Below are 24,100 nucleotides of genomic sequence, written 5' to 3' on the forward strand. Positions count from 1 at the left end.
AGATTAGCTTCTTTTTCTATTCCAAAACCAATTACTTATTATAATCCCTGTTAATCCGCCGCACGTATCCAGTAATGAATCTTGCCACATCGGTGTACGATCTCCCGTAGTCCATTGATGAATTTCATCAAATGTTGCATATCCCGCAACGAAAAGAAGAGCGTATATAAAGCACCGTTTTCTCGAATGACCCGATCGATGAAAAGCATAATACGTCAATGAACCTAGCATAAAGAACACCATAAAATGAGCACCTTTACGAAGGAAAAACTCAATAAATCCGCCTACACCTTTATTTGCAATGCTAACAGGTGTACCACCGCCATAATCAATAGATACCCATGAAAAATGATCTTTCACAAACTCCACATTTACATATTGTTCAATATCCGAGCGCATATCCTGCTTTTTATATGGTTGTGCCGAGGAATAGAAAATCAACCCCATCCATAGTAAAACAGGAATCCAAAATAACCATTTACGTTTCATTCTTCCGAAGCCCCTCTCTTAATCTTTTAAGAGTACCAAAAAAAAGAATAAATTTCACGCCAAAACATGACATTTGCAACCTATTTATAAAGTGAAAGGGGGTGATAAACATGGCAGTCGAAACAATCGTAACGGACTTAACTTTACGTCTTGTCTTAAACAATGGATTAGATAAGAACGGAAAAACAGCTTTTAAGCAAAAACAATTTAAGCGTGTTAAAACAAACGCAAACTTAGAGCAAGTACACAACGTAGCACGTGCTCTTGCTTCTTTACAAGCAGCACCGCTTCACGCTATACAGCTTGTTAGCACATCAGATCTTTCTACCCTATAAGGTTAAACTGTACTCAGTGGGGGTGTTCATCCCCCCTAAGTATGAACCAACACCCTACTCGCAATATAGCGGGATAAATAAAAAGGAGGAAATAACGTATGCAAGTACTAGAATTAATTTTCGCGAAAGAAGATGGAAAAACAGTTGTTTTTTCTATCGAGAAACCTATCACACCTGTCGATGCACAAGTCGTAAATCAAGTAATGGATACCATCCTTGCCTCATCTGTATTTTCAACAATTAATGATAATACCCGAAAAAAAGGAGCTCGTCTCGTAGAAAAGAATGTATCTGAAGTTCCTATTACCTTATAAACAAAAAGACGAATCTGCATCATTTTGCAGATTCGTCTTTTTTCTTCGGCATTTCAATCGGAATAAAGATTTTTGAAAAACCGACGCATACATATTTATAGTGCTCTCCGCCTATATCAAACTCGGTCGTATATGTTGAGAAGAAAATATAATCATTTCGCTTTGTATAATTCTCGATTAATAATCCAACTTGTGGCTCAACATATTTTTTCGCCAACTTCTTACCAGCCGATGCTAAATCGCCAAGGAGGCCCTCTTCATTTTCTTTTTGAACTTCGTCTAGCTTCTTACTTACATCGTTACGTTTCATAAACTGCTTTGCTGCCCAGTCCGTATATTCTCCTTTACTCGGATTACTATTTGCTAAATATACTAGAAGAACAACAACTAGAGCCATAATAATATACCTTTTCTTCATACTATCTCACCGCCTACTCTTTTCTATTTTCATATATATGTACAAGCGATGCAAATTAGAAAGACTATCATCTATTGATTGTAAACGAATAACCAAAATTTACAATATGAAACGGAATATTAACAATCAATTTACTTAATTCGTATATAATTATATTTGGAATTAAAATTATTTATAAAGGAGGAATCAAAATTATGAATGACGAAAATGATATTATTATTTCTAATTCTACAATGATGCTGGAACCTTACAAGCACCCTTATTATCGCACCAAAATTATTGACAGTAGCGGGAACCATCTTTACTCCTGTCAAACCGCTCTCCAACTCATCAAGCAATCTTGTCTAACCAATGTTCATTCTACTTATCAAGGCAGACGTAATGCAGTCCAAACAAACTTTAAATTTAAACAAAATGTCCCAATTCCGATTAATCATCGAGAATATATTTGTGCTTTTCCAACAGAATCTCCTTCTTCTCCAAACTGTATATGGCTATTTTATAACCATATAGATGACATAGAATTTTTCAAAAAGAGTAAAAAATCTAACATTCAGTTTTCAAATGGCACTACTACAACAATACATATCAGTCCCCATAAGTTAAAACAGCAATTATTAAAAGCTGGATACGTATTATCACGTATGAACATGCAAGATTCACTACAATTTAAAAACCTCTTATTACATTTACTACCTTAACAGAATAAGTAGAATGGAAAGCAATATCCTTTGCCTTCCATTCTTATAATCCTATTTATCCTCTTAAGCTATTTCGCATTTTCTCAAGTGCTTGCCGATACACCCACCTCACTTGATAATAGGTCATTTCCATCTCGCTAGCGATTTCCCCCATCGTCTTCCCTACAAAAAAACGTTCGAAAATAATATACTTCTCCTTCTCATCTAATACACTCATAAAATCCTGTACTCTCAATCCAACATCTTCAAATGAAAAAATCTCCTCATATTCACCTACATAAACATTCCTTTCTTGCAAGGCAGACTCTTTCTTCAATCTTTCCAATATATAACCACGCACCGTTACAACTGCATATGCAGGAAAACTTCCTTTCTCCGCATCAAATCTTTCATACGCATGCCAAAGACCAATTAAACCACATTGATAATACTCTTCATGATCTTGATAAATACCTAGCTTCTTTATTTGATTTACGATCATTCCTTCATATAAAACAACTGTCTCTGTAAAAATCGCTGGCTTCACACAGTACCTGTTTCTAAAAGGTATACCTCTTTGTTATTCCGCCGGTACCTCCACAATATAAAAATAAAGAAGCGATTTCACTGTGAGTAATTTTAAATACTACCGCCGAAATTTGAAATTACATGAAGTAGAATTTGAAATTCTGCTTGTCTTATTTGAAATAAGGGTAAAAATAAAAAAGGTGACTCTTGGGAGAGTCACCTTTTAGTCCAATCATATTATACCGGCAAACCAGGTAAAAACTTTGCCATCAATACAACAATCGCAGCTAAGAATACCGCCTTAATAATGAATAAAACGATAATTGGAATAGCTGCTTTCACTTTACTTAATCCTGCTGTAACTTGTAATCCTAACCAAATTAAAACTAAATTCCATAAATAGAACACTTCAATTGAATTAGCGATTCCATATGCAAGTGAGCCTTTCTCAAATAACGGACCTAAACTTGTATACGCAGTTGGTGCAGCACCTAAAATTAAAGCTATAATACCATTAATGAGTCCACCAATAATAACAATAATATCCGTGTATACAATAATCATTACTATTTTTTTATAAGAAGTATCATTCCCGTAAAACATCATAAACACTTTATAAATAGCTGCAACAACGAATGTTGCAATCATAACACCTACTATTCCCCATATCGTACTAGAAATTAAATTTGATACAAGCGAGCCCTGCTCTGCAAGTGCACCACCTAATTTCTTTTGCATTTCAATCATCTCAGGTGATGTATACGTAATATACGAATTTAAACCACCTACAAGTCCTTGTAATAGCGCAACTATGAAGAACATACCCCAAACTTTCTCAGTCGTCTTCATTCTCTCAAACTGTAAACCAGGAGAAGTAATCATTCCGAACAATGATGGCTTCTCTCCACCAGCTTTTTGCGTATTCAAATTCGCTTCCATTATAACGCCTCCTTCTATTTATATAACCCGTTCTAACGGGCGGTTCACTTCCTCAACATAGAGGCTACGAACCGCCCACTAGAACGGTAATGTGTAGTAGAGAGCTCCCTCTCTATTACACTACTAACTTATTCATAACGTAATGCTTCAATTGGATCTAATTTCGCAGCTTTGTTCGCTGGAATTAATCCGAAAATAATACCAAGTGTCATAGAGAATAGTACGCCTCCAACGACAACTTCCCATGAAACGAGTGGTGGCCATTTCGCAAATGTGGAAACGATATAGGCCCCGCCATATCCAAGACCAATTCCGATTAAACCACCTAGAAGTGTTAACATAACTGCTTCAATTAAAAACTGTAATAAAATTTTACTACGTGTTGCCCCAAGTGCTTTACGTATCCCGATTTCGCGCGTACGCTCCGTTACAGATACGAGCATAATGTTCATAACACCAATACCACCAACGACTAATGAAATACCCGCAATACCACCGATAATCATCGTCATAATACCAGTTACTTTAGAAACATTTTCTTGGAATTCTTTTAAATTCACTAGTTCATATTTACCTGGAATTTCACTTGGCTTACGACTATTTAATACATCAACAGCTTGTTTACCAGCTGCTTCTAAATCGTCTACATTTTTAGCTTGAATTGCGATATTTTGAATATCATCTGTTCCGAATAAAACAGGCCATAATGTAAGGGGGATTAACGCTTCTTCCATTTCAAATCCCATAAACTCATTATCAGATGTATACACACCGACAATCTGCATCGGTTGTCCTTTCATCTCAATAATTTGCCCAACTGGGTTTACATCCTTAAATAACGTCTTTTCTGTTTTTGTACTAATCATCACAACGTTATTTGCATGAGAAATATCTGATTCATTTAAAGTACGTCCCTTTACGACCTTTACTTTATTAACCGCAAAATATTCATTATCAAGACCAATAACATTCAGATTTGCTTTTTTATCATTTACATCTAGTATCTCTGTCGTCGAATTTGTCGTAATAACATGTGAAACATCTTTCACTTGTTTTACTTCTAAAATATCCTCTTCCGTTAACTTCGGTATTTCAAATCCGCCTATAGCAAACTCATCATTCATATCTGGTTTAAATTGAATTGGCATAAGGTTATTACCACCAGAACCTGCGAATTTCGACTTCAGCATTGCTTCCCCGCCTTGCCCAATCGCAACGACAGTAATAATAGAACCAACGCCGATAATAATACCGAGCATCGTTAATGCCGAACGCAGTTTATGAGCTAAAATAGAAGATAGGGCAATTTTTATACTATCTAGTAAACTCATACCGCACACCTTCTATCTTCTGTAATTTTCCCATCTCGCAGTACAATACGGCGGGAAGAATACGCTGCTACTTCCTCTTCATGCGTAACCATAACAATCGTTGTACCTTCTGCATTAAGCTTCGTGAAAATATTCATCACTTGCTCACCAGACTTCGTATCAAGCGCGCCAGTAGGCTCATCAGCCATAATGAACGTTGGATTATTCGCAATCGACCTTGCAATCGCTACACGCTGCTTCTGTCCACCTGATAATTCATTCGGCAAATGGTGAACCCTATCTGACAAACCGACTTTACCAAGCGCGTCCAGAGCCCTTTGACGACGCTCTGCTTTCTTCACACCACCGTATACGAGCGGAAGTTCAACATTTTCTACTGCCGAAAGACGTGGAAGCAAATTAAAGTGCTGAAACACAAAGCCAATATATTCATTACGAATTAAAGCAAGCTTTGACTCGTCTGCTGTTAAGATATTCACATCATTCAGCATATATTCGCCTTCTGTCGGACGATCTAAACAACCGATAATATTCATAAGCGTTGATTTACCAGAACCAGACGGTCCCATAATCGAAACGAACTCACCGCTTTGAATTGTTACACTAATATCATGTAAGATTGGCACTGCCAATTTTCCTTGATAATACGTTTTAGCAATATTATTTAACGTAATCATTTCTCTTTCACTTCCATTCCGTCATACACGTCGTCGGAAGGATTTTTAACCACCTTTTGCCCCACTTTTGCGCCTTCAACAATCTCTGTCCAGTCTCCATCAGTAGAACCTTTTTTCACATTTTGTTTACGAAGCTTTCCTTTATCCTCAACATAAACAAATGCATCACCATCTTTTTCTACAATGCTCTTAGTTGGAACAGCAATCATCGTCTTATTCTCTAAATTTACTTGCAATGAAACATGATAACCTGGAGATAAACCATCTTGACTATCAAGACTTGCTTTATATGTATATTGAGACATATTTTGAGTCGCTTCACCCATACCACCAGCTTGAGCCATCTCTGCACTCGTTGGGAATTCACTTACCTCTGTAATTTTACCTGTCCACTTCTTCTTATTATTTGCTTTAGCAGTTACAGTAAATGTTTGATCTGGTTGAATTTGTGACTTCTGAAGCTCAGTTAACGTCCCTTGCACTTGGAATGGATCTTTAGACGCCACTTGTAAAAATGCTTTCCCTTGACCACCTAACGCTTGAGATGAACTTTGCGCCGCATCTTTATCTAACTTTTGAACGACACCAGTAAAATTACTATAAATCGTAAGCTCTTTCTGCTTTTTACTTAACTCTTCTTTCTGCAACTTCCCTTTTTCTTTCTCAAGATCAGTTGTCTTTTGTGCCATCTCTAACTCACTTACTTGCTCGTCCATCGGATCCGTTACTTCTTTCCCAGCTCCGCTATCCTTTGCCTTCTTAATTTCTTTCTTCAACGAATCAATCTTCTTCTTCCCTTGATCATAACGCATATCCGCCATCTTCTGATCAAGCTCAGCTTGCTTCATTTGCAAGTTAATCTCTTCATTATCATAAGAGAATAACTTCGTACCTTTCTCTATCTCTTGTCCTTCTTTCACTGCAATATCTTTCACTTTCCCTTTAGTCGGATCCGCATAGAAACTTTCAATATTCCCTGGTTTCACCTGGCCAGAAATTAATTTCGTATTATTAAGCTTTCGCTCCGTTACCTTCTCAAAGCTCACAGCATCAGCAGATGTTGATGCCCCCTTCTTCTTGCCTTGCATAATAAAAATATTAACCGCCGCTACAATAACAATTAGTGCAATAACCCCGATAATAATCCATTTCTTCTTCTTGCTTGGAGTACGAACCGTATTTGGTACCATATTCTCTCTCCCTTTATAACTTAATAGTTTAATATAAAAATTGTATAAAACTTTCTGAAAACGAATTACATATTATTACATTCTTTTTACAAAGTTTTACACATCCATTTATATTGTAACAAAAATTCCAATGATTAGAAATATGACATATTGTCTTTTAAGATAGATTTAAGGAAAGGTTATATTAATATAAGAAAAGCTATCCAATATAACAATTGGATAGCTTTTCAGGCAAAATATTATGCTACTTTAGTTTTTTTCCCCTCATGTCCACGTTGAACGATGAACAAGAAGATTGTTGATAAAATTGCACCTGTTAATAGTAAGATGAAGCAACCGTCCCAGCCAGAACGATCAACAATAATACCAATCGCTGCATTAGCTACAAGACTTCCGCCCACATAACCGAACAGACCACACATACCAACTGTCGTACCTACTGCAAATTTCGGTACTAATTCCATCGCACTTAAACCGATTAAGAACTGTGGTACATAAATTAAACAACCGATGATAGAAACTGCAATACTTACAACAAGTATGCTAGTTGCTTGCCAATATACAAACGTACCAATAACAACTCCGACCATACTAATGATACATAATGGCATACGTTTTCCTTTAAATAATTTATCACTTAAAAGACCAACGATTAATGAACTTGGAATTGCCATACCTTCAAAGATTGCGTACGCCGCGTGTGCTTCATTTTTTGAGAAGCCTTTAACTGTCGTTAAATAAAGTGGAACCCAGTTAATAACGCCGAAACGAATTAAATACACAAATGCATTTGCAATACATAAGAACCATACAAATTTATTTTTCACTACATACTTCATTAAAATTTCTTTTGGTGACATCTTGTTAGCATTATCTGCTTTTTCAAGATTTTCATAGTCATTACGATACTCATCAATTGGAGGAAGACCTTCTGATTCTGGTGTATCCTTCGCATTAATCCAAACAAGAACTGAAATTACCATTGCGATAATCGCAGGGAAAATAAACACGCCGCCTTGCCAATGATTTTCACCAAAAATAGCTACACCAATTCCGACAAGTGGTGGTACGAGCATTCCGCCAACGTTATGTGAAATATTCCAAATACCCGTTTTCGTACCGCGTTCTTTCTTCGAGAACCATTTCGTCATAACGATACTACAAGGGGGTGCTCCCATACCTTGTACAATACCGTTTAGAACAAGTAGTGTAACAATCATTCCAAATGACGATGCAAAACCGAAACAAATATTTACAAGCCCTGATAAGAATAAACCGACTGCGATAAAGCGCTGGGCGAAAGCTTTATCTGACAAATTCCCCATAAAGAACTTACTAAATCCATAAACAATTGCCATGATTGAACCTAGTAGTCCAATTTCAGCTGTACTAAATCCATATTCTTGTACTAAATACGTACTTGATAACGTAAAGTTACTACGAACTAAATAATAAGCAGCATACCCAACTGAAATTCCCATTAATACACGAATACGTAGTAATTTGTATACTCGATCAATCATATCTGCTGGCAAACGTTCAATTGCAGGTGCTGGCTTAAGCCATTTAAACATATTCTTTCGTCTCCTTTTCTCACTTCTGAGAGAGACGCTGTCTATTCCATATCTCGATTATTCCGCTATTTGATATATTTTTGTTTGTTCTTCTAACCGGCTGTCCTTCTATTTCTTTCTCATTCTTCGCAAACATCGTTGGTACGCCAAACGAAACCTTTTCTAAAATATGACCCGCTTCTTCTGATAAACAATAATCAATAAATAAATCCGAAATAATACCATTCGGTGCACGTTTTAGTTTCGAAATCGCATTAACAGATAATCCTGTTTGCTCAGGTTCGTTACTTAAAATAGGAAAGCCTCGTTTTTGAAGCATTCTCTGATCTCCCATGAAATTGATGCCTATCATATATTCACCGCTTGCAACAAGTTCTGCCGGTATGTAACCATTCACTGTTACTTCTCCAACTTGTCCTGCCAAGTTCTTAACATATTCCTTCGCTTTCCCTTCACCTAAAGTATCAATAAGTGATTGAAAAAACGTATATGCTGTTCCTGAGACATTTGGATCTGGCATAACAATTTTCCCCTTATATACTGGATTTAATAAATCTTGCCACCTTGATGGATAAGGAAGTCCGAGCGGTGCTATTTCTTCATTCCACCGCTCTTTATTGATCGCAATTGCCAGCTTCTCCACTTCATAACCGTACCAATAACCGTCTTTATCTTTAACAGTTTTTGAAATACGGTTCGCATGCTGACTCGTAACAGGAATAGATAGATTTTTTTGCTTCATCATTTGATGCGCGTCTACCGTACCGCCAATAATAATATCCGCTTTCGGATTTCCCGCTTCCTCTTCTACCCTCCGAAGAAGCTCTTCTGTCGAAAGACGAATAAATTCATACGTACAGCCGCGTGGTTTACAAAATGATGACAGCAAAGCTTCACCAACTTCCTCACGAGCTGCTACATACGCAACAAGATGACGATCATCCAAAATAGGGAGACCACTTTTATTATATTTAATAGAGGTTGTATCTCGAGAGCAACTAGACATCGCTCCTCCAATTACTAGCAAAAAGAAGAAAAAGGCTATCTTTCTCATGACACATTCTCCTTTACAAATAAATTTGCGAGGGAGCTTTTCATATACATAACATTCCCGTTATTATCACCGAGATATTGCACAACAAAGTACGATGGATATACAGAAATAGTAAGAATATCTTCTCGCTCATTCTTTATACGCTTCCCTGTTTTATAAGCGGTAATATAAGCAATCGGTTCATTCTGTGATTGTAATAATTTCTGTATTTCTCCGTAATCTGTAATTTGCTTTGCGTACCGAATCGAATCAAGTATGTGCGTAAGATTCATCGCACGTTCTACATCACCTTGACGTACTATGACATCCTGCGCTGACGCAAAAAAATCACTAATACGTTCTGGTGTGTAATACAGGCTTAACAAATACGTTTGAAATGCTGAAATCATTGGATCCGTACCATTCTTTCCGTACATATCAGCCCCGTACTGGAACAAGTCACCTACTGCAAAAGTACGTTTATGTCCATTCAAGTACGTTACTTCTCCAGTAAATACTTGTTCTTGATTCTTAGCTTCTCTCGGTTCTATTTGAATTCGGTCAAAGAATGAAACAATCGTATGCAAACGAACTTCATCCGTTATAACAATTTCTCCCCACTTTTCATGCCTAACCTTCATTTCAGTAGGCAGGGATTCATTCACCCTTTGTAAAACAGTTTGTTTGTCATTCACTATTGTGATTCGATTGTATATTTGCTTCTCCATCACATAAAACAAAATAAGAGAAACAATTATACAAAGGACAAACATAAGAATTTGAAATGATAGCCTTTTCATTTCTGCCTACCTCCAAGATAAAAAAACGTTGTTTCGAAAATACCGCATAATTGTTTCATAAATGTATCATTTAACCGCTTTCAGGTTTTTTATGTCTTCCATTCGTCTCGGAAGCAAGAATGTAATAAATATTGTAGTGCCTATTTCTTCACTGCTCTCAATTCGCATACTTCCGCCCTGCTTATTCATAATCTCCTGACAAATATACAAACCGTAACCATTCCCGTAACTAGAAGGCAGTACCTTCCCTTCTGGCGATTCATTCCACTCTGCAAGCACACCTTCATCTATACCAATGCCATCATCATGAACAAAAACCTTTGCCTCACGTTCATTTACAATTACATTCATACGAATTTGCGTAGCATCGCTATATTTTATCGCATTATCAAGCACGTTTAAGAAAATCTGTTTCGTCTTATCGAAATCCGCAACAACATGTACATCTGTTAACTCATTTATCACTTCAATCTCAAATTTCTGCAGGCGAGGTTTCACAATTGAAACTGCTTCTTCTGCTAATTCCTTTATATTCACAACTGTAGGTGACACTTCAAACGTACTCGTCCCGTACTTTGAAGACTTAAGTAATTCCTCTACAAGTGATAATAGACGCTCACTTTCTACAGCCACATAACGCAGGCTCTCCTGTACATCTTCCTTTGCCTTCAACTTTGGAATTAAATCCACATAGCCAATAATCGCCGTTAGCGGTGTTTTCAACTCATGTGTAATACGGTCTAAGAAATCTTTCTGCTTCTCTTTCTCCTCTTTCAATTGCTTAATATGTAGTTCAATTCCATCCGCCATCGCATTAAAAGACGCTGAAAGCTGAGCAATTTCCACATATTCATTTAGCTCAATCTTGCTTTTATAATCCCCATTCGCAAGCCGCTTTGCCATTTGTCTTAACTGATCGATTGGCTTATGAAGAGACTTTGCCAAACGAATTGCAAAGAAAATACCCGCAGCTACTAGACAAAGAGACGTCATTAAAAACGTCCAGCCAACATTTGTTAAAACTTCCTTCTCACCCGTTAACTCATTTATAAAACGAACACTTCCGATGACATCGTTTCCATAATAAACTGGGCTTGAAAACAAAAGAATTGGAGCTGGGTCTCCCTCTTCAAAAACATAAGACTTCTTCCCCTTCAAAGAGCTCTCAATATCAATGTTCCGATGAAGAAGTGCTCCCTTTTGCGTATCCGCAACAACATCTCCATTCTTTCCAATCATCTGTACACGGACATCCATACGCTTCGCTAAATACGAAGCAATTAAAAGTGAATTCGGACCGAGCGTCTCTACCTCTGCTTCCTTCTCTAAATAATTCATCGTATAAATTTGTGCTTCTACACTTAATTTCTCTAAAGAATTTGCCGCGTTATGATACATATTCTTTTCTAACGTAATATAAACAACTGCGTACAAAAGAACAAAAATCGGGATTAACAGTCCCACTATTCCAAACACCATATTTCTTTTTAAAGACATACCATCACCACTTAACAATCCAGTTTATAGCCAACGCCATAAATTGTCTTAATATATTCCCCGCTATTCCCTAGCTTCTTCCGCAGTCTTTGCACCATAATATCAACCGCTCTCGTATTTCCGATATACTCAAACCCCCATACTTTCTCAAGTAACTCATCTCTCATAAATACACGCTGCGGATTTGAAGCAAACAACTGACATAAATTAAACTCTCGGTACGTTAACTGAATTTCTTGTCCACTAACATGCACTTTTCTTTCCTTAGGACAAATCGTTATCTCTCCTGCCCCAATTACTTCATGACTTACCGTTACCTCTGCCTTCTTCACACGCCGCGTCATATTCTTGACCCGAAGAATAAGCTCAGCATAATTAAATGGCTTCGTCACATAATCATCCGCACCAAGCTGCAGACCAAGCAATTTATCATTCATCTGACTCTTTGCAGTTAACATGAGCACTGGAATATCCCTATTCTTCTCACGGAACAAGCGAAGCAACTCATACCCATCTGTATCTGGTAGCATAACATCCAAAATCAATACATCCGGCCCTTCATTCCATTTCTCTAAAGCTTCTCTTCCATCAGCCGCCGTGAGCACTTCATACCCTTCCATCTCCAACTGCATCCGAATCAAATTACGAATACTCGATTCATCATCAACTACAAGTATTTTCATTATTCTCCTCCTTTCATCCCGTATTATAGTACAGTTTAGTATAGCAAAAATCATACAAAAAAAGAGAGGGTATTGTCGAACATATGTTGAACGACAATACCCTCTCTTTCACTTATTATATTTATTTAGCATACCCATTAGGTTGCTTCTGATGCCAATTCCAAGCATGCTCAATGATTGTCTTCACATTTACATACTTAGGATTCCAACCTAACTTCTCTTTCGCTTTCTGAGAAGAAGCAACTAAACGTGCTGGATCTCCCGCACGACGTGGCGCTACTTCAGCTGGAATTTCATGATTTGTAACTTCACGAACTGCATCAACGATTTCTTTTACACTGAAACCATTACCATTTCCTAAGTTATAGAAATCACTCTCTCCGCCGTTCTGTAGGTCTTTAAGCCCTAAGAAGTGAGCTGCCACTAAATCTTCAACATGAATATAGTCACGGATACAAGTACCATCTGGTGTATTATAATCCTCACCAAACATCATAATCTTCTCACGTTGACCTAACGCCACTTGCAGCACAAGAGGAATTAAATGCGTCTCTGGGCGGTGATCTTCCCCAATAATACCATTTGGAGTTGCACCAGCCACGTTAAAGTATCTGAAAATCTTATAACGTAAATTAGAAGCTTGGCTATACCAATGAAGCATCTTCTCGATCGCTAACTTCGTTTCTCCATATGTATTCGTTGGATTTGTCATCGTTTCCTCAGTAATAAGGTCTACATCTACCTCACCATACGTCGCCGCAGTAGAAGAGAAAATAAACTTATCTACCTTAAACTCATCCATTACCTCTAATAAGCAAAGTGCACCATACACATTGTTATTATAATATTGCAGAGGCTTCTCCATACTAACTCCAACTAAAGAATCAGCTGCGAAATGCATAACTGCCTCAATATTTTCTTGTTTAAAAACATCTCTTAAAAATGCTTTATCACGAAGGTCGCCATTATAAAACTTCGCACCTTCCGTAATTGCATCTTCATGACCCGTTTGTAAGTTATCTACTACTACTACAGATAAACCTTCGTCTACTAATTTTTTCACAGCGTGAGAACCGATATAACCAGCTCCGCCGCAGATTAAGATTGAATTCATTGTCTTCCTCCTACATATATTAGGATTTCTTATTCACTCTCTTATTATAAAAGGTATACGATTGCTCGTATACCTTTTGTGTACCCTTATTACTTAGCAACGAAATAATCCGTTACATATTGTGCCCAGACTTCATGTCCTTTAGCACTTGGGAAACCGAATTCTGTCTAAAGAAGTTGGGTTATTACTTAGTTACTTCAAGATGCGCTCTTAATTTATTCGTTAAATCTTGTTTTGCTGCATCTGGAACATAGTAGTACCAAATGCCATTAGCAGCCTTGTGACCGTCACCCGGGATTTGGATATCCTCACTATTTTTTAAGCAATCTTTATAGTTCTTTTGCATATCAAACATTTGATCTTGCGTTAAGTTTGTCTTCACATTCTTTTGAATTGCCGCTAATACATCTCCATAACCTGTTAAAGAAGAGAAGCTTGCACCTTTTTTGATAACACCTTGCATCACTTGGCGTTGGCGCATCTGACGACCAAAGTCACCACGTGGATCTTGTTTACGCATACGTGTGAAGGCTAGAGCTTGGTCACCTGTTAAATGAATATTTCCTTTCGCAAAATGATGTCCATCCTGCGTAAATTCTAAATCATTATTTACATCTACCCCACCAACTGCATCAACAATATCTTTAAATCCTTCCATGTTCACTTCAATATAATAATTAATAGGAACATTCAAGAAGTTTTCTACTGTCGCTACAGACATATCTACTCCGCCGAATGCATAAGCATGATTGATTTTATCGCTTTTACCTTTTCCAACAATTTCTGTATAAGTATCACGAGGAATACTTACTGTTTTCATAGAGTTATTTTTAGGATTTAATGTAATTACCATCAAAGAGTCTGAACGCCCTTTATCATCATTGCGCTCATCTGCTCCTAGCAATAAAATTGACACTGGTTCACTCTTGCTAACTTTTTCTCCAACGTTACTGTTGTTCTGATCACGTTTTAAAGGTTGATGAACTTCCTTTAATGTATTAGATACAGAAGAATATACATTATAGGCATAAATTCCTCCGCCTATTATTAGTACCCCGATAATACCGAGTACCCAAAATAAAATTTTCTTTTTCATACCTTTACCCTCTTTATCAAAATTTAAAAATAATATATCTATTTTTATACTCCCCACTATATTACATTATTCTTGATTAAAAATAAAAGATAAATTAAAAAGAGCAAACAGTATTTGCCATCAAAACAAGGGAAACTTCCATCTATTCTTATTAACTGAATGATGAAGTCTTTTATTATCTTCTATATTCATATGAGTGTAACTTCTTTATAAAATTATGCCCTATAGCAAAAATAGAGTTCATCATGCTAGATGGACTCTATTTTTGCTATAGGGCATGTTATCATATAAAATAATAAGATTCAATCTTCTTATTTCTAATTATTTTGCAGTTCGGCCATCCTCTCGCATTAAGATGGGTTTCTCCTATAATTATAGAAATTCCTTGCTCCATGCATACCAAACATAAATGACTTAATATTCGGATAATTAACCCTAATGACCCCTATACATCGTACCTTTAAACCTTCACTACTTTTCTCTGATATACCAAATATCTTTTGAAATATCTTTGCAACTAACAGCTACATAGTCATCGCTCCAAACAAAATTACCTGATTTAAAAATTGCAATCATCCTTGGGTTATTTTGATATAAAAACATATCGCCATCTTTAAACTTTCCATTCTCATAATCATGTAAAACCTCGTATAGCTTCACATTCATCATCTCTTTTTCTCTATTTTGATAAAATCATTTTATATTCCTTTTACTAAAAAGTTGTGTTTTTCTTATGAAATCGCTGCGAACTTTTGTAATTTTTTAAAAATCCTACCCTTATACACTTAACAATTTAATTTATAAATTCCTACCTTTGCTTTATTCTTTCATCATGCTATAAATACCTGCAAATTTATATAAATTCCCTTCTTATTATTCCAATTTCCCCCCCTAACTTATTTAATAAAAACTCTTACTAATATTCTAAAGTGTTACTACTACTAAACTTCTTTGCTAAACAAATCACATATTACTACACAAATAAAATAGGTGGACACAAGGCTGCAAACTCAGCCCGGTATCCACCTATCTGTATAAAAAAACATTTTACGTTTACTATTCTTTTTTCTCTCCAAGAGCGAACGTTATTTCTGTCTCACAAGCAATTTCACCATCTACAGTAGCAATTGCTTTTCCTTTTCCAATTGCTCCACGTACACGCGTCATTTCAACTTCTAAACGAAGCTGGTCACCTGGACGGACTTGTCGTTTAAAACGGCAATTATCAATGCCTGCAAAAAATGCTAAACGACCACGATTCTCTTCTTTTTTCAGCATAGCAACAGCGCCAACCTGTGCTAAAGCCTCTACAATTAAAACACCTGGCATTACAGGATAATCTGGAAAATGTCCATTAAAAAATTCTTCATTAGCTGTAACATTCTTTATTCCAATAGCCCGCTTTCCTTCTTCTACTTCTAAAACTTTATCCACTAGTAGGAATGGATAGCGATGAGGAATTATTTCTTTAATTTGTTGAATATCTAGCATACACTTCTCTCCTTAAACAAGATTGGTCATACCACCAGAAGTTATACTATCATTATCCCATTTTAACTCTCATTTGTCATTATAAAAAAGATTTTAGAATTTCACTTCTAAAATAAAAAAATGTATACACTCTTTTCAATATATATTATCTCTGACACGGAGGTTGAAAAGAGTGTATACCCAAGTTAGGGAAAGGCAAATTATATTAAATATATTAAGCCTTAATGTCGTATTCAAGATTCATTATATATGACAAAAATAAGAAATTAAAACCTAATTTTCGACCTTTTTCGCATTAATTTCCTAATATTGCTCAGGATTTCTCTATTTTCCTTACATTCTCTTAAATGTGATATTTAGAAATATGAATTTTAGTAAAAAATCATTAAAATAAAAGAAAAAAACGCTTATAATAGAATTTACATACTTACATTATAATAAAATGAATATAGAATTTTAACCTGATCGTTCAAATATCTTTATTTTTAGAAGGGAATCCCAAAATGGCAAAAGGTATACATACTATCGAGTTAAATGCTTCACCAAATCAAATTTGGAAATTTATTAGCGATATAAACAATTGGGCTCCACTAGTCACAGGCTATGTTAAACATAAAATTATTGATGACAAACATTCAACTTGGCGTTTGCACGGTGATTTAGGATTTATTAAACGAGACGTTAATCTAAATGTTGAAATTATTGAATGGCAAATGCCTGATAAAATTAGCTTTACGATGACTTCTCCAACAAAAAAATTAGTTGGTAGCGGCTTTTTTCTTGCTGAATCAACCTCTTCTTCTACTACAAAAATAACAAGTCAGTTAGAATTGCGAACAACTGGTAAAGGAGCCTTTGTTTTTAACGGCGCAATTAAACCATTTGTTCCTAAAATGACAAAGCAGCTTTCTAAAAAAGTGGCAGATAAATTAATGAAACAGTTATAAAAAAACATCTCAGAAATTTATTTTACAATAACTTTCCGAGATGTTTTTTTATGAAAGTTAATTATTAACCATTTCTTTTTTTAATAATTTCTCCATATAGCTTAATAATGCATTCTTTAACTCATCATGCTGTAATGCCATTTCAAGTGTTGTTTGAATGAATCCAAGCTTCTCTCCAACGTCGTATCGCTTTCCTTCGAAATCATAAGCAAATACTCTTTGTATCTCATTTAAGCGCTGAATAGCATCCGTCAACTGAATCTCGCCACCTGCTCCTGTTTGTTGATTCTCTAAGAACGTGAAAATCTCAGGTGTTAATACATAGCGCCCCATAATTGCTAAGTTGGATGGTGCTGTTCCTTTATCTGGCTTTTCTACAAACTTACTGACTTGATAACTACGACCCTTTTGTACTAGCGGATCAATAATACCATAGCGATGCGTTTCCGTCTCCGGAACAGTTTGAACACCGATTACCGATGATTGTGTTGCCTCATATTGATCCATTAATTGACGTAAGCATGGTGTTTCAGCTTGTACAATATCATCACCAAGTAAAACAGCGAATGGCTCATTACCAATAAACTTACGAGCACACCATACAGCATGACCTAAGCCTTTCGGTTCTTTTTGACGAATATAGTGGATATTAATTTTGGAAGACTCTTGCACCTTCTTAAGGATTTCATGCTTACCCTTTTCTAATAAGTTTTGCTCCAACTCAAACGAATGATCAAAGTGGTCCTCGATAGCACGCTTTCCTTTTCCAGTTACAATAATAATATCTTCAATTCCGGATTCAATCGCTTCTTCTACAATGTATTGAATTGTTGGTTTATCAACAATTGGTAACATTTCCTTCGGCATTGCTTTAGTTGCTGGTAGAAAACGAGTTCCTAAACCAGCTGCTGGGATAATAGCTTTTTTTACTGTTTTCATCAATAAACCACCTTAACTTATATAATTTAAAGAAATTTTATTTTATCCTTATCACCTACTTAAACGGTCTGAAATAACTAAGCTATTTAAGCGGTTTAAAAATTCCTTATAATACCCCGATTCGTAGTGCGAAAATGATTTACCAAATGGATATGTTGCATCTCCAATATAACTTGTATTTGTTAAGTCAATAACCTTCGCTTTTGGTATAAGATGCATAACATAATTATCTAGTCTATCCCAAAAATGATTATTCCTAGAAATCAATTGTGGATCTGAGAATGATTTAACTTCTCTATTTTCATCAAAATAAATGGGCGTGAATCTACCTTTATTTAAAATAATCTTATCCTCTGGTAATATACTTTTTAATTTTTGGATAAAATCCCCAACAGCACCTTTCCAAATCTCAAAATACTCATCATTATTTGTATGATCTATTATTTTACTATTCTCTAATTTTTTTATATATTTGCTATCCTCTAATATATAACTACAGCTAATATATCTATCACTATCAATTTTTAATATAGATTTAGATGCATCAGAATAAAGATCCAAAATTAAATATTCAGCCTCTGATTCTTTTAACTTATTAAAGAAACTTTTATCAAAGTCAACTTCAACAAATTTTCTATCACTTTCTTTAATGTTCTCTAATTCTTTAATATCTAATGAAACTGGTTTTGAGACAAGGCTAATTAGTGACGAATGAAATTGTGTATAAACACATTCATATATTTTTTTATAATCTGGATTAAAATATTGGCTTGAATTAAATGCATTTCGACTAAAGCAGGTTCCCAATACAGCTACTCTGATGGCACATCTATTCTTCCCATCTATAGTATATAAAGAGAGCTGGTAAGATCCATTTATAAATAATTTACCCTCCATATTTTTATCTTTATAGCATATATCAAAATATGAAAACTTCTTCTTATATTGTTTGGAAATATTCAGTTGCAAATCACTTTTATTATTACCTGACTTTAATCTTATAAAAAAATCCCATACTTCTTTATCTCTTAAAATATGTTTATGAGATAAACTTTTTTTATTAATTCGAGCTATATATTTATCTCCACTTTCCTCTACATCATATATAAATTCTTCATAATATTCATATCCATTTCCAGTTTTCTCTCTTCTCTTAATAACCAAATTTAACTCATCTATTTTTTGATTATTAAAAATTTCTAGCCCTATATCAATTTTTATAGATTCATTATCCTCTATAATATCTATAGCTCGAACTTTATGAAGGATATTTGATTGATAAATAGCTAATCGATTATCCCCTGTAATATAAGGTTTAATATAGGAAAGATTATTTACCTTAAGTTGCGTATATCTAAATGCTTGTTCTTTTACTACACTATCAGTTTCTAAAGGTAAATTATAACATTCATTTCCGTCCTTACTACATATATTCACAAAAACATCCCAACATGTTTCTTTATCCTGGTTAATATATGGAATCTCCCCTGCTATATCCATCGTTATATCCATAGATTCCTTTATTATCGGTATGTATGTAGTACTTATACTCGTACCATGAAAAGCCATATTAACTTGATTTCTTCTTTTAAAAATAAGCTTTATTTTTTCTTCCTTTAGATATTTATTATCCTTTCCAGTTAACAAAATATTTAATAAAAGCTTACCATTCAAATACTCCATTTTTTTAACAAATGGTGCTAATTCTAGCCCTCTTGTATAAAATGCTAAAACTCCATCTTTCGCTATATATGGAATTAATTTAAAAATACTATTTTCACCATAATAATATTCAAACTGTTCCTCAATGTTTTCTTTAACCTTAACCACATATTCATTTTCCCCAGAAATCATATATATTAACCATACAGTATCATTGTTTAATCCTTGCTTTTCTAAAATAGATTTCAAATTAATATCAATTTGAAATTTTTCCCCCTGTAGTACTTCCCCCAGTTTTACTTCCAAAGGGAACTCAAAATCACGATGATTACTTTTCTTACGTAAAATCAGTCTCCCGCTCCCGGCAGTAGAAGTTCCTATAATCTTCATATCTCCTTTTTTAAGGTTATATCCCAACTTCTCTATCCTAACACCCATTTATAAACCTCACTCTTTCTCATTAATTATTAGTACACATTTTATAAACAATAAAAATTGCAACTATTTATTTTCAAGCTGTATGCAAGAGCCTTTAAAGGTCTATTGATTTCTAAAATGAGATTTACCTAAACACTCTAGGTAAATCTCAAAATTATTTTCCTTATTCTTTTGACATAATTGTTAGCGTTTGAATCTCTTGATGGCTTTTATCGGAGCGTGCTATAACATAAAAACGTTTTGTTTCAAATAAATAATTTTTTTCAAAATCATTATTTATACTTTCCTTGCCCAGAATTTCTTGTAACTTACTAATAGACATTGAGATATCCTGAAAGCTCATTTCTACTACCTTAGACCCTGAAATAACAAACTTGACTTTTCCATCTCTATATTCTGTTTTACCTACTATCGTTTTTGATGAAATTAGGTTATTAGGATATAAGGCTTCAAGTTCACTTAAACTTTTCCCAACATATGTATTCACTGATTTTACAGGTAATCCATACACACGATTTATTAATGTTATTATATTATCTAATTTAGCATCTTCTATCATCTTATTATTGGATAAAAATGGTTTAATATATTCTCCATTTATCCAACCCTTTTCCCCATTTGGCAAAACTATTTGTATCCATCCATTATTAGTTTCATGATTATTCGGTACTTTATATATTTCTCCAAATTGAGCCAACACTAAACGTTCGCTACTCATACTTGGCTCTTTTCGGATACTAATATCATTACTATTCACCATATATTTCTTATCAATTGGAAGCTCTGCCTTAACCTTTTTCTCTTTAGTAGCATTTTCACCTTGAACGAAACCTTCCTTATTTTTAGTTCCATTCATTATTGAAAGAATTCCTTTGTAATTTAAACCCATTACTATTGCAGATACTAAAATGATAAATATGGTTCCAAATAATATAATACCTTTCTTTTTTGATTTAGACTTCCGTATTTCGCCTCTAGGGGGCACCACTGGATGTTCCTGCAATAAACCATGTTGAAATTGTAATGCTTGTTCTTCACGTAACTTGTTTTTTTCTTCAACACTCATCTGGTTATAATTTTTTAAAAAATCATTATAGTAGTCTAATACCTCATTTACATTACCATAGTCTTTTATTTTCCCGTAATGTAACCAAATTACTTTAGTACAAAAATTCTTTACTTGTGTAAGAGAATGACTAATGAAAAATATCGTCTTTCCCTGATCCTTAAACTCATTCATTTTATCTAAACATTTTTTAGTAAAAGTTTGATCTCCAACAGAAAGAGCCTCATCAATTACTAAAATATCAGGATTAATATGAACCGAAATCGCAAATCCAATTCTTGACTTCATTCCACTTGAATAAGTTTTTACAGGTTGATATATAAATTTCCCTATATCAGCAAACTCAATAACCTTTGGTGTAATCTCTCGAATTTGATCCTTTGTAAGCCCCATCATTAAGGCTTTTAACTCAATGTTTTCAATTCCAGTTAATTGGTTATTTAGCCCAGAGGAAATTGCAATCAACGATGCAGAACCATTAATTGTAACTTTCCCCTTATTTGGAATAGTAACACCTGCAATTAAATTTGATAACGTGCTCTTCCCTGAACCATTTAAACCAACAATCCCAACAATTTCTCCTTCTGGCACTTCAAAACTAACATTATTTAAAGCATAATGATAATCACCATTATCATTTCTAAAAAATAAATCCTTTAGTTTATCTGAAGATTTACTATACATTTTATACTTTTTTGTAACATGTTCAAACTTCACTTTATAACTCATTGGATTATTCACCTTTTATAAGTAATCAACAAACTGCTTACGGAATCTAATGTGGAACATTGCCCCAATCACAAACAAAATAATTGTTACTCCCCAAAAATATAATGTATACAATGAACCTATAAAACTAATACTTCCGTGTAATAATGAAAATCTGTATCCCTCAACTACATAGTAAAACGGATTTATCTTCATTAAAAATGCAAATATACTATTCATATGCTCACTTGGTTTCCACAAAACTGGTGTCAAATAAAATAACATTCTTGTAATCGATTGAATAAATAAATGTACATCTCTTGAAATTGTAGAGATAGTAGAGGTAATAAAAGCTAAAGCAATTAAAAAACTAAATGTAGAAAATATACAATAAATCAATCCAACTATACTAAGAATACTTATACCTTTAATACATATAACAATAAGTATTAAAACAGCCAGTAACACTAAATGTGTATATAATTGCGATAAGATAATATAAGTAGGTATTACACTCAACGGGAAATTCATTTTAGAAACTGTATTTAGTTTAGCATAAATAGAATTTGATCCTTGAATAATTGAGCCATTTATAAAAAACCATGGAATAATACCACAAATCATCCAAACGAAGAACGGAACCGCTTCTACAGGAGCCCCACCTCGAATTCCTAAACCAAATACCAGCCAATATACAAAAATTTGAATTAAAGGGTTTAAAAACACCCATATAATCCCTAATGTACTAGCAGCGTATTGCTGCTTAATTTCATATATAGAAAGCCTACCCATTAAATATAAGTTATCTAATTGTTCCTTAATAACACTTTTTACAGCTTTCATACAAAAACCTCATCTGATTCCAACATTTCATGAATATTCCCGAAATTAACGACTTTCATTTTACCTATTTTATTTAAAGGTATACAATTTCGAGCATCGAATAAAATTGGTTGGCGCATTTTTGAAACAAATTGGCTGTAATCTATAGTTTTAAACTCGTTATGATCAGCCAATACTAATATTAAATCTGCACCTTCTACAGCTTCTTCTACAGTCTTCAAATTAAATAACTCACTCTTAACATAAGGATCATGAATCGTCACATTATATCCTTTTTGATATAACTCATCAATGATCTCTAAAGCTGGACTTTCTCTCATATCATCTGTATTTCCCTTATATGTAATTCCAAATACAGCAATTTTAGGCGAACCAATTCCTTTAAGCAATTGTTCAACATTCTCGCAAACGTACAATGGCATAGAAACATTCACATCACGAGACATCTGAATAATATTCGCTATTTCCGGCGTTTTGGCTACAATAAAATACGGATCGACTGCTAAGCAATGTCCTCCTACACCAGGACCTGGTTGATGTAAGTTTACACGTGGATGCTTATTAGCCATTTCAATAACATCTAAGGCATTTATTTTTAATTTTTTACATATTTTTGCTAATTCGTTTGATAGTGCAATATTTACATCCCGGAATGTATTCTCCATCAACTTGGACATTTCTGCTGTTTTAGCGTCAGTTTGAATTATTTCACCCTTCACAAATAAGCTATACACTTGGGCTGCCATTTTAGAACATGTTGGGGTTACCCCTCCTACAATCCTATTATTAAAAATAATTTCATCCATAATCTTTCCTGGTAAAACTCGCTCTGGGCAATGTACTAAAAAAACATCTTTCCCAACTACAAAACCAGCATCTTCTATTAGAGGTTTAACAAAATCCTCCACACTCCGAGGTGCAATTGTTGATTCTATAATTATTATATTTCCTTCCCTAATATTAGGAATAACCTCTTTAACAGCTGTTAAAACGCCTGTTAAATCACATGATTTATATTCATCATCTTTATTTGGCGTAGGAACGGCAATAATAAAAACATCTGCTTCGACCACTTCAAGGGAAGCAGTTAGTTTTTTTTGCCTTACTGTCTCCTGAACAACTTCTCCAAGCCCCGGTTCTTCAATATGAACTTCTCCCTGATTTAACTTCTCTACAACCTGTTGATTGATATCTACCCCTACTACTTCAGCCCCGTGTTTCGCAAACATGGCAGCCGTAGGGAGACCAATATATCCTAAACCTACTACACAAACTTTCACTAAATTTCTCATCTCCACGTATTTTATT

At 34.6% G+C, this 24,100-nt stretch carries 25 protein-coding genes; 4 read left to right on the forward strand and 21 right to left on the reverse strand.

The window, feature by feature from the left end; translation table 11 throughout:
* Positions 1-3: 3 nt before the first annotated feature.
* A complete protein-coding gene (locus NHG49_RS26480) occupies positions 4-489 on the reverse strand; it encodes a VanZ family protein (protein WP_064476155.1) in 486 nt (161 codons plus the stop codon).
* A 110-nt stretch (positions 490-599) separates the two neighbouring features.
* Between NHG49_RS26480 and NHG49_RS26485 the strand changes: the two genes are divergently transcribed.
* On the forward strand, positions 600-824 hold the full coding sequence (locus tag NHG49_RS26485) for a DUF1659 domain-containing protein (protein WP_149173770.1): 225 nt from the start codon (positions 600-602) through the stop codon (positions 822-824).
* Positions 825-922: 98 nt separating this feature from the next.
* A complete protein-coding gene (locus NHG49_RS26490) occupies positions 923-1,138 on the forward strand; it encodes a DUF2922 domain-containing protein (RefSeq protein ID WP_001197601.1) in 216 nt (71 codons plus the stop codon).
* Between the two features lie 19 nt (positions 1,139-1,157).
* Here NHG49_RS26490 and NHG49_RS26495 read toward each other — a convergent pair whose 3' ends face one another.
* Positions 1,158-1,556 (reverse strand): DUF4359 domain-containing protein, encoded by a 399-nt coding sequence (locus NHG49_RS26495; RefSeq protein ID WP_016085527.1) that lies wholly within the window; start codon positions 1,554-1,556, stop codon positions 1,158-1,160.
* 194 nt (positions 1,557-1,750) lie between these two features.
* Between NHG49_RS26495 and NHG49_RS26500 the strand changes: the two genes are divergently transcribed.
* Complete coding sequence (locus NHG49_RS26500) at positions 1,751-2,257, forward strand: competence protein ComK (protein ID WP_258126718.1); 507 nt, start codon at positions 1,751-1,753, stop codon at positions 2,255-2,257.
* 55 nt (positions 2,258-2,312) lie between these two features.
* On the opposite strand, the gene NHG49_RS26505 is transcribed toward NHG49_RS26500, so the two are convergent.
* The 14 genes from NHG49_RS26505 to fabZ form a co-directional block, all read right to left on the reverse strand.
* A complete protein-coding gene (locus tag NHG49_RS26505) occupies positions 2,313-2,783 on the reverse strand; it encodes a sigma-70 family RNA polymerase sigma factor (protein ID WP_258126720.1) in 471 nt (156 codons plus the stop codon).
* A gap of 218 nt (positions 2,784-3,001) precedes the next feature.
* Complete coding sequence (gene yknW / locus NHG49_RS26510) at positions 3,002-3,703, reverse strand: YknW family membrane protein (RefSeq protein WP_064476151.1); 702 nt, start codon at positions 3,701-3,703, stop codon at positions 3,002-3,004.
* A 128-nt stretch (positions 3,704-3,831) separates the two neighbouring features.
* Positions 3,832-5,034, reverse strand: coding sequence for an ABC transporter permease (locus NHG49_RS26515; protein ID WP_000054368.1), 1,203 nt, complete (start codon positions 5,032-5,034; stop codon positions 3,832-3,834).
* Positions 5,031-5,711, reverse strand: coding sequence for an ABC transporter ATP-binding protein (locus tag NHG49_RS26520; protein WP_064476150.1), 681 nt, complete (start codon positions 5,709-5,711; stop codon positions 5,031-5,033). The genes NHG49_RS26515 and NHG49_RS26520 overlap by 4 nt, the downstream gene beginning before the upstream one ends.
* Entirely contained in the window at positions 5,708-6,901 is a 1,194-nt protein-coding gene (locus tag NHG49_RS26525) for an efflux RND transporter periplasmic adaptor subunit (RefSeq protein ID WP_064476149.1), read from the reverse strand. The genes NHG49_RS26520 and NHG49_RS26525 overlap by 4 nt, the downstream gene beginning before the upstream one ends.
* Positions 6,902-7,140: 239 nt before the next feature.
* Positions 7,141-8,475: an MFS transporter gene (pgtP, locus tag NHG49_RS26530; RefSeq protein ID WP_046960113.1), complete on the reverse strand. Its 1,335-nt coding sequence runs from the start codon at positions 8,473-8,475 to the stop codon at positions 7,141-7,143.
* Between the two features lie 19 nt (positions 8,476-8,494).
* On the reverse strand, positions 8,495-9,529 hold the full coding sequence (locus NHG49_RS26535) for an ABC transporter substrate-binding protein (protein WP_088047771.1): 1,035 nt from the start codon (positions 9,527-9,529) through the stop codon (positions 8,495-8,497).
* Positions 9,526-10,308 carry a DUF3919 family protein gene (locus tag NHG49_RS26540; RefSeq protein ID WP_000826638.1) on the reverse strand — a complete coding sequence of 261 codons (783 nt, stop codon included), beginning with the start codon at positions 10,306-10,308 and terminating at the stop codon, positions 9,526-9,528. Before NHG49_RS26540 ends, NHG49_RS26535 begins: the two co-directional genes overlap by 4 nt.
* Positions 10,309-10,374: 66 nt before the next feature.
* Positions 10,375-11,805 (reverse strand): HAMP domain-containing sensor histidine kinase, encoded by a 1,431-nt coding sequence (locus NHG49_RS26545; protein WP_064476141.1) that lies wholly within the window; start codon positions 11,803-11,805, stop codon positions 10,375-10,377.
* A gap of 11 nt (positions 11,806-11,816) precedes the next feature.
* Entirely contained in the window at positions 11,817-12,488 is a 672-nt protein-coding gene (locus NHG49_RS26550) for a response regulator transcription factor (RefSeq protein WP_088047769.1), read from the reverse strand.
* A gap of 121 nt (positions 12,489-12,609) precedes the next feature.
* Positions 12,610-13,602 (reverse strand): UDP-glucose 4-epimerase GalE, encoded by a 993-nt coding sequence (gene galE, locus NHG49_RS26555; RefSeq protein ID WP_258126722.1) that lies wholly within the window; start codon positions 13,600-13,602, stop codon positions 12,610-12,612.
* A 184-nt stretch (positions 13,603-13,786) separates the two neighbouring features.
* Positions 13,787-14,698 carry a polyisoprenyl-teichoic acid--peptidoglycan teichoic acid transferase TagU gene (gene tagU, locus NHG49_RS26560; RefSeq protein ID WP_258126723.1) on the reverse strand — a complete coding sequence of 304 codons (912 nt, stop codon included), beginning with the start codon at positions 14,696-14,698 and terminating at the stop codon, positions 13,787-13,789.
* A gap of 471 nt (positions 14,699-15,169) precedes the next feature.
* A complete protein-coding gene (locus NHG49_RS26565; protein WP_000982278.1) occupies positions 15,170-15,367 on the reverse strand; it encodes a hypothetical protein in 198 nt (65 codons plus the stop codon).
* A gap of 387 nt (positions 15,368-15,754) precedes the next feature.
* Complete coding sequence (gene fabZ, locus NHG49_RS26570) at positions 15,755-16,189, reverse strand: 3-hydroxyacyl-ACP dehydratase FabZ (protein ID WP_000884319.1); 435 nt, start codon at positions 16,187-16,189, stop codon at positions 15,755-15,757.
* 503 nt (positions 16,190-16,692) lie between these two features.
* Here fabZ and NHG49_RS26575 point away from each other — a divergent pair.
* A complete protein-coding gene (locus NHG49_RS26575; RefSeq protein WP_098082138.1) occupies positions 16,693-17,136 on the forward strand; it encodes an SRPBCC family protein in 444 nt (147 codons plus the stop codon).
* Positions 17,137-17,193: 57 nt separating this feature from the next.
* Here the strand turns inward: NHG49_RS26575 and galU are convergent, their stop codons facing one another.
* The 5 genes from galU to NHG49_RS26600 form a co-directional block, all read right to left on the reverse strand.
* Positions 17,194-18,075, reverse strand: a complete 882-nt coding sequence (gene galU / locus NHG49_RS26580) for a UTP--glucose-1-phosphate uridylyltransferase GalU (RefSeq protein ID WP_258126724.1) — start codon at positions 18,073-18,075, stop codon at positions 17,194-17,196.
* A gap of 51 nt (positions 18,076-18,126) precedes the next feature.
* A complete protein-coding gene (locus NHG49_RS26585) occupies positions 18,127-20,175 on the reverse strand; it encodes a DUF6270 domain-containing protein (protein ID WP_258126726.1) in 2,049 nt (682 codons plus the stop codon).
* Between the two features lie 163 nt (positions 20,176-20,338).
* Entirely contained in the window at positions 20,339-21,970 is a 1,632-nt protein-coding gene (tagH, locus tag NHG49_RS26590; RefSeq protein ID WP_098082141.1) for a teichoic acids export ABC transporter ATP-binding subunit TagH, read from the reverse strand.
* A 15-nt stretch (positions 21,971-21,985) separates the two neighbouring features.
* Complete coding sequence (locus NHG49_RS26595) at positions 21,986-22,792, reverse strand: ABC transporter permease (protein ID WP_098082142.1); 807 nt, start codon at positions 22,790-22,792, stop codon at positions 21,986-21,988.
* A complete protein-coding gene (locus NHG49_RS26600; RefSeq protein WP_258126728.1) occupies positions 22,789-24,072 on the reverse strand; it encodes a nucleotide sugar dehydrogenase in 1,284 nt (427 codons plus the stop codon). Before NHG49_RS26600 ends, NHG49_RS26595 begins: the two co-directional genes overlap by 4 nt.
* Positions 24,073-24,100 lie beyond the last annotated feature (28 nt).

It is taken from the genome of Bacillus sp. IBL03825 (assembly GCF_024712505.1).
Classification (GTDB): domain Bacteria; phylum Bacillota; class Bacilli; order Bacillales; family Bacillaceae_G; genus Bacillus_A; species Bacillus_A wiedmannii.

Coding starts and splice junctions, on each gene's coding strand:
- NHG49_RS26480 (WP_064476155.1), bottom strand. CDS start 489: ATGAAACGTAAATGGTTATTTTGGATTCCTGTTTTACTATGGATGGGG.
- NHG49_RS26485 (WP_149173770.1), top strand. CDS start 600: ATGGCAGTCGAAACAATCGTAACGGACTTAACTTTACGTCTTGTCTTA.
- NHG49_RS26490 (WP_001197601.1), top strand. CDS start 923: ATGCAAGTACTAGAATTAATTTTCGCGAAAGAAGATGGAAAAACAGTT.
- NHG49_RS26495 (WP_016085527.1), bottom strand. CDS start 1,556: ATGAAGAAAAGGTATATTATTATGGCTCTAGTTGTTGTTCTTCTAGTA.
- NHG49_RS26500 (WP_258126718.1), top strand. CDS start 1,751: ATGAATGACGAAAATGATATTATTATTTCTAATTCTACAATGATGCTG.
- yknW (WP_064476151.1), bottom strand. CDS start 3,703: ATGGAAGCGAATTTGAATACGCAAAAAGCTGGTGGAGAGAAGCCATCA.
- NHG49_RS26515 (WP_000054368.1), bottom strand. CDS start 5,034: ATGAGTTTACTAGATAGTATAAAAATTGCCCTATCTTCTATTTTAGCT.
- NHG49_RS26520 (WP_064476150.1), bottom strand. CDS start 5,711: ATGATTACGTTAAATAATATTGCTAAAACGTATTATCAAGGAAAATTG.
- NHG49_RS26525 (WP_064476149.1), bottom strand. CDS start 6,901: ATGGTACCAAATACGGTTCGTACTCCAAGCAAGAAGAAGAAATGGATT.
- pgtP (WP_046960113.1), bottom strand. CDS start 8,475: ATGTTTAAATGGCTTAAGCCAGCACCTGCAATTGAACGTTTGCCAGCA.
- NHG49_RS26535 (WP_088047771.1), bottom strand. CDS start 9,529: ATGAGAAAGATAGCCTTTTTCTTCTTTTTGCTAGTAATTGGAGGAGCG.
- NHG49_RS26540 (WP_000826638.1), bottom strand. CDS start 10,308: ATGAAAAGGCTATCATTTCAAATTCTTATGTTTGTCCTTTGTATAATT.
- NHG49_RS26545 (WP_064476141.1), bottom strand. CDS start 11,805: ATGTCTTTAAAAAGAAATATGGTGTTTGGAATAGTGGGACTGTTAATC.
- NHG49_RS26550 (WP_088047769.1), bottom strand. CDS start 12,488: ATGAAAATACTTGTAGTTGATGATGAATCGAGTATTCGTAATTTGATT.
- galE (WP_258126722.1), bottom strand. CDS start 13,602: ATGAATTCAATCTTAATCTGCGGCGGAGCTGGTTATATCGGTTCTCAC.
- tagU (WP_258126723.1), bottom strand. CDS start 14,698: ATGAAAAAGAAAATTTTATTTTGGGTACTCGGTATTATCGGGGTACTA.
- NHG49_RS26565 (WP_000982278.1), bottom strand. CDS start 15,367: ATGATGAATGTGAAGCTATACGAGGTTTTACATGATTATGAGAATGGA.
- fabZ (WP_000884319.1), bottom strand. CDS start 16,189: ATGCTAGATATTCAACAAATTAAAGAAATAATTCCTCATCGCTATCCA.
- NHG49_RS26575 (WP_098082138.1), top strand. CDS start 16,693: ATGGCAAAAGGTATACATACTATCGAGTTAAATGCTTCACCAAATCAA.
- galU (WP_258126724.1), bottom strand. CDS start 18,075: ATGAAAACAGTAAAAAAAGCTATTATCCCAGCAGCTGGTTTAGGAACT.
- NHG49_RS26585 (WP_258126726.1), bottom strand. CDS start 20,175: ATGGGTGTTAGGATAGAGAAGTTGGGATATAACCTTAAAAAAGGAGAT.
- tagH (WP_098082141.1), bottom strand. CDS start 21,970: ATGAGTTATAAAGTGAAGTTTGAACATGTTACAAAAAAGTATAAAATG.
- NHG49_RS26595 (WP_098082142.1), bottom strand. CDS start 22,792: ATGAAAGCTGTAAAAAGTGTTATTAAGGAACAATTAGATAACTTATAT.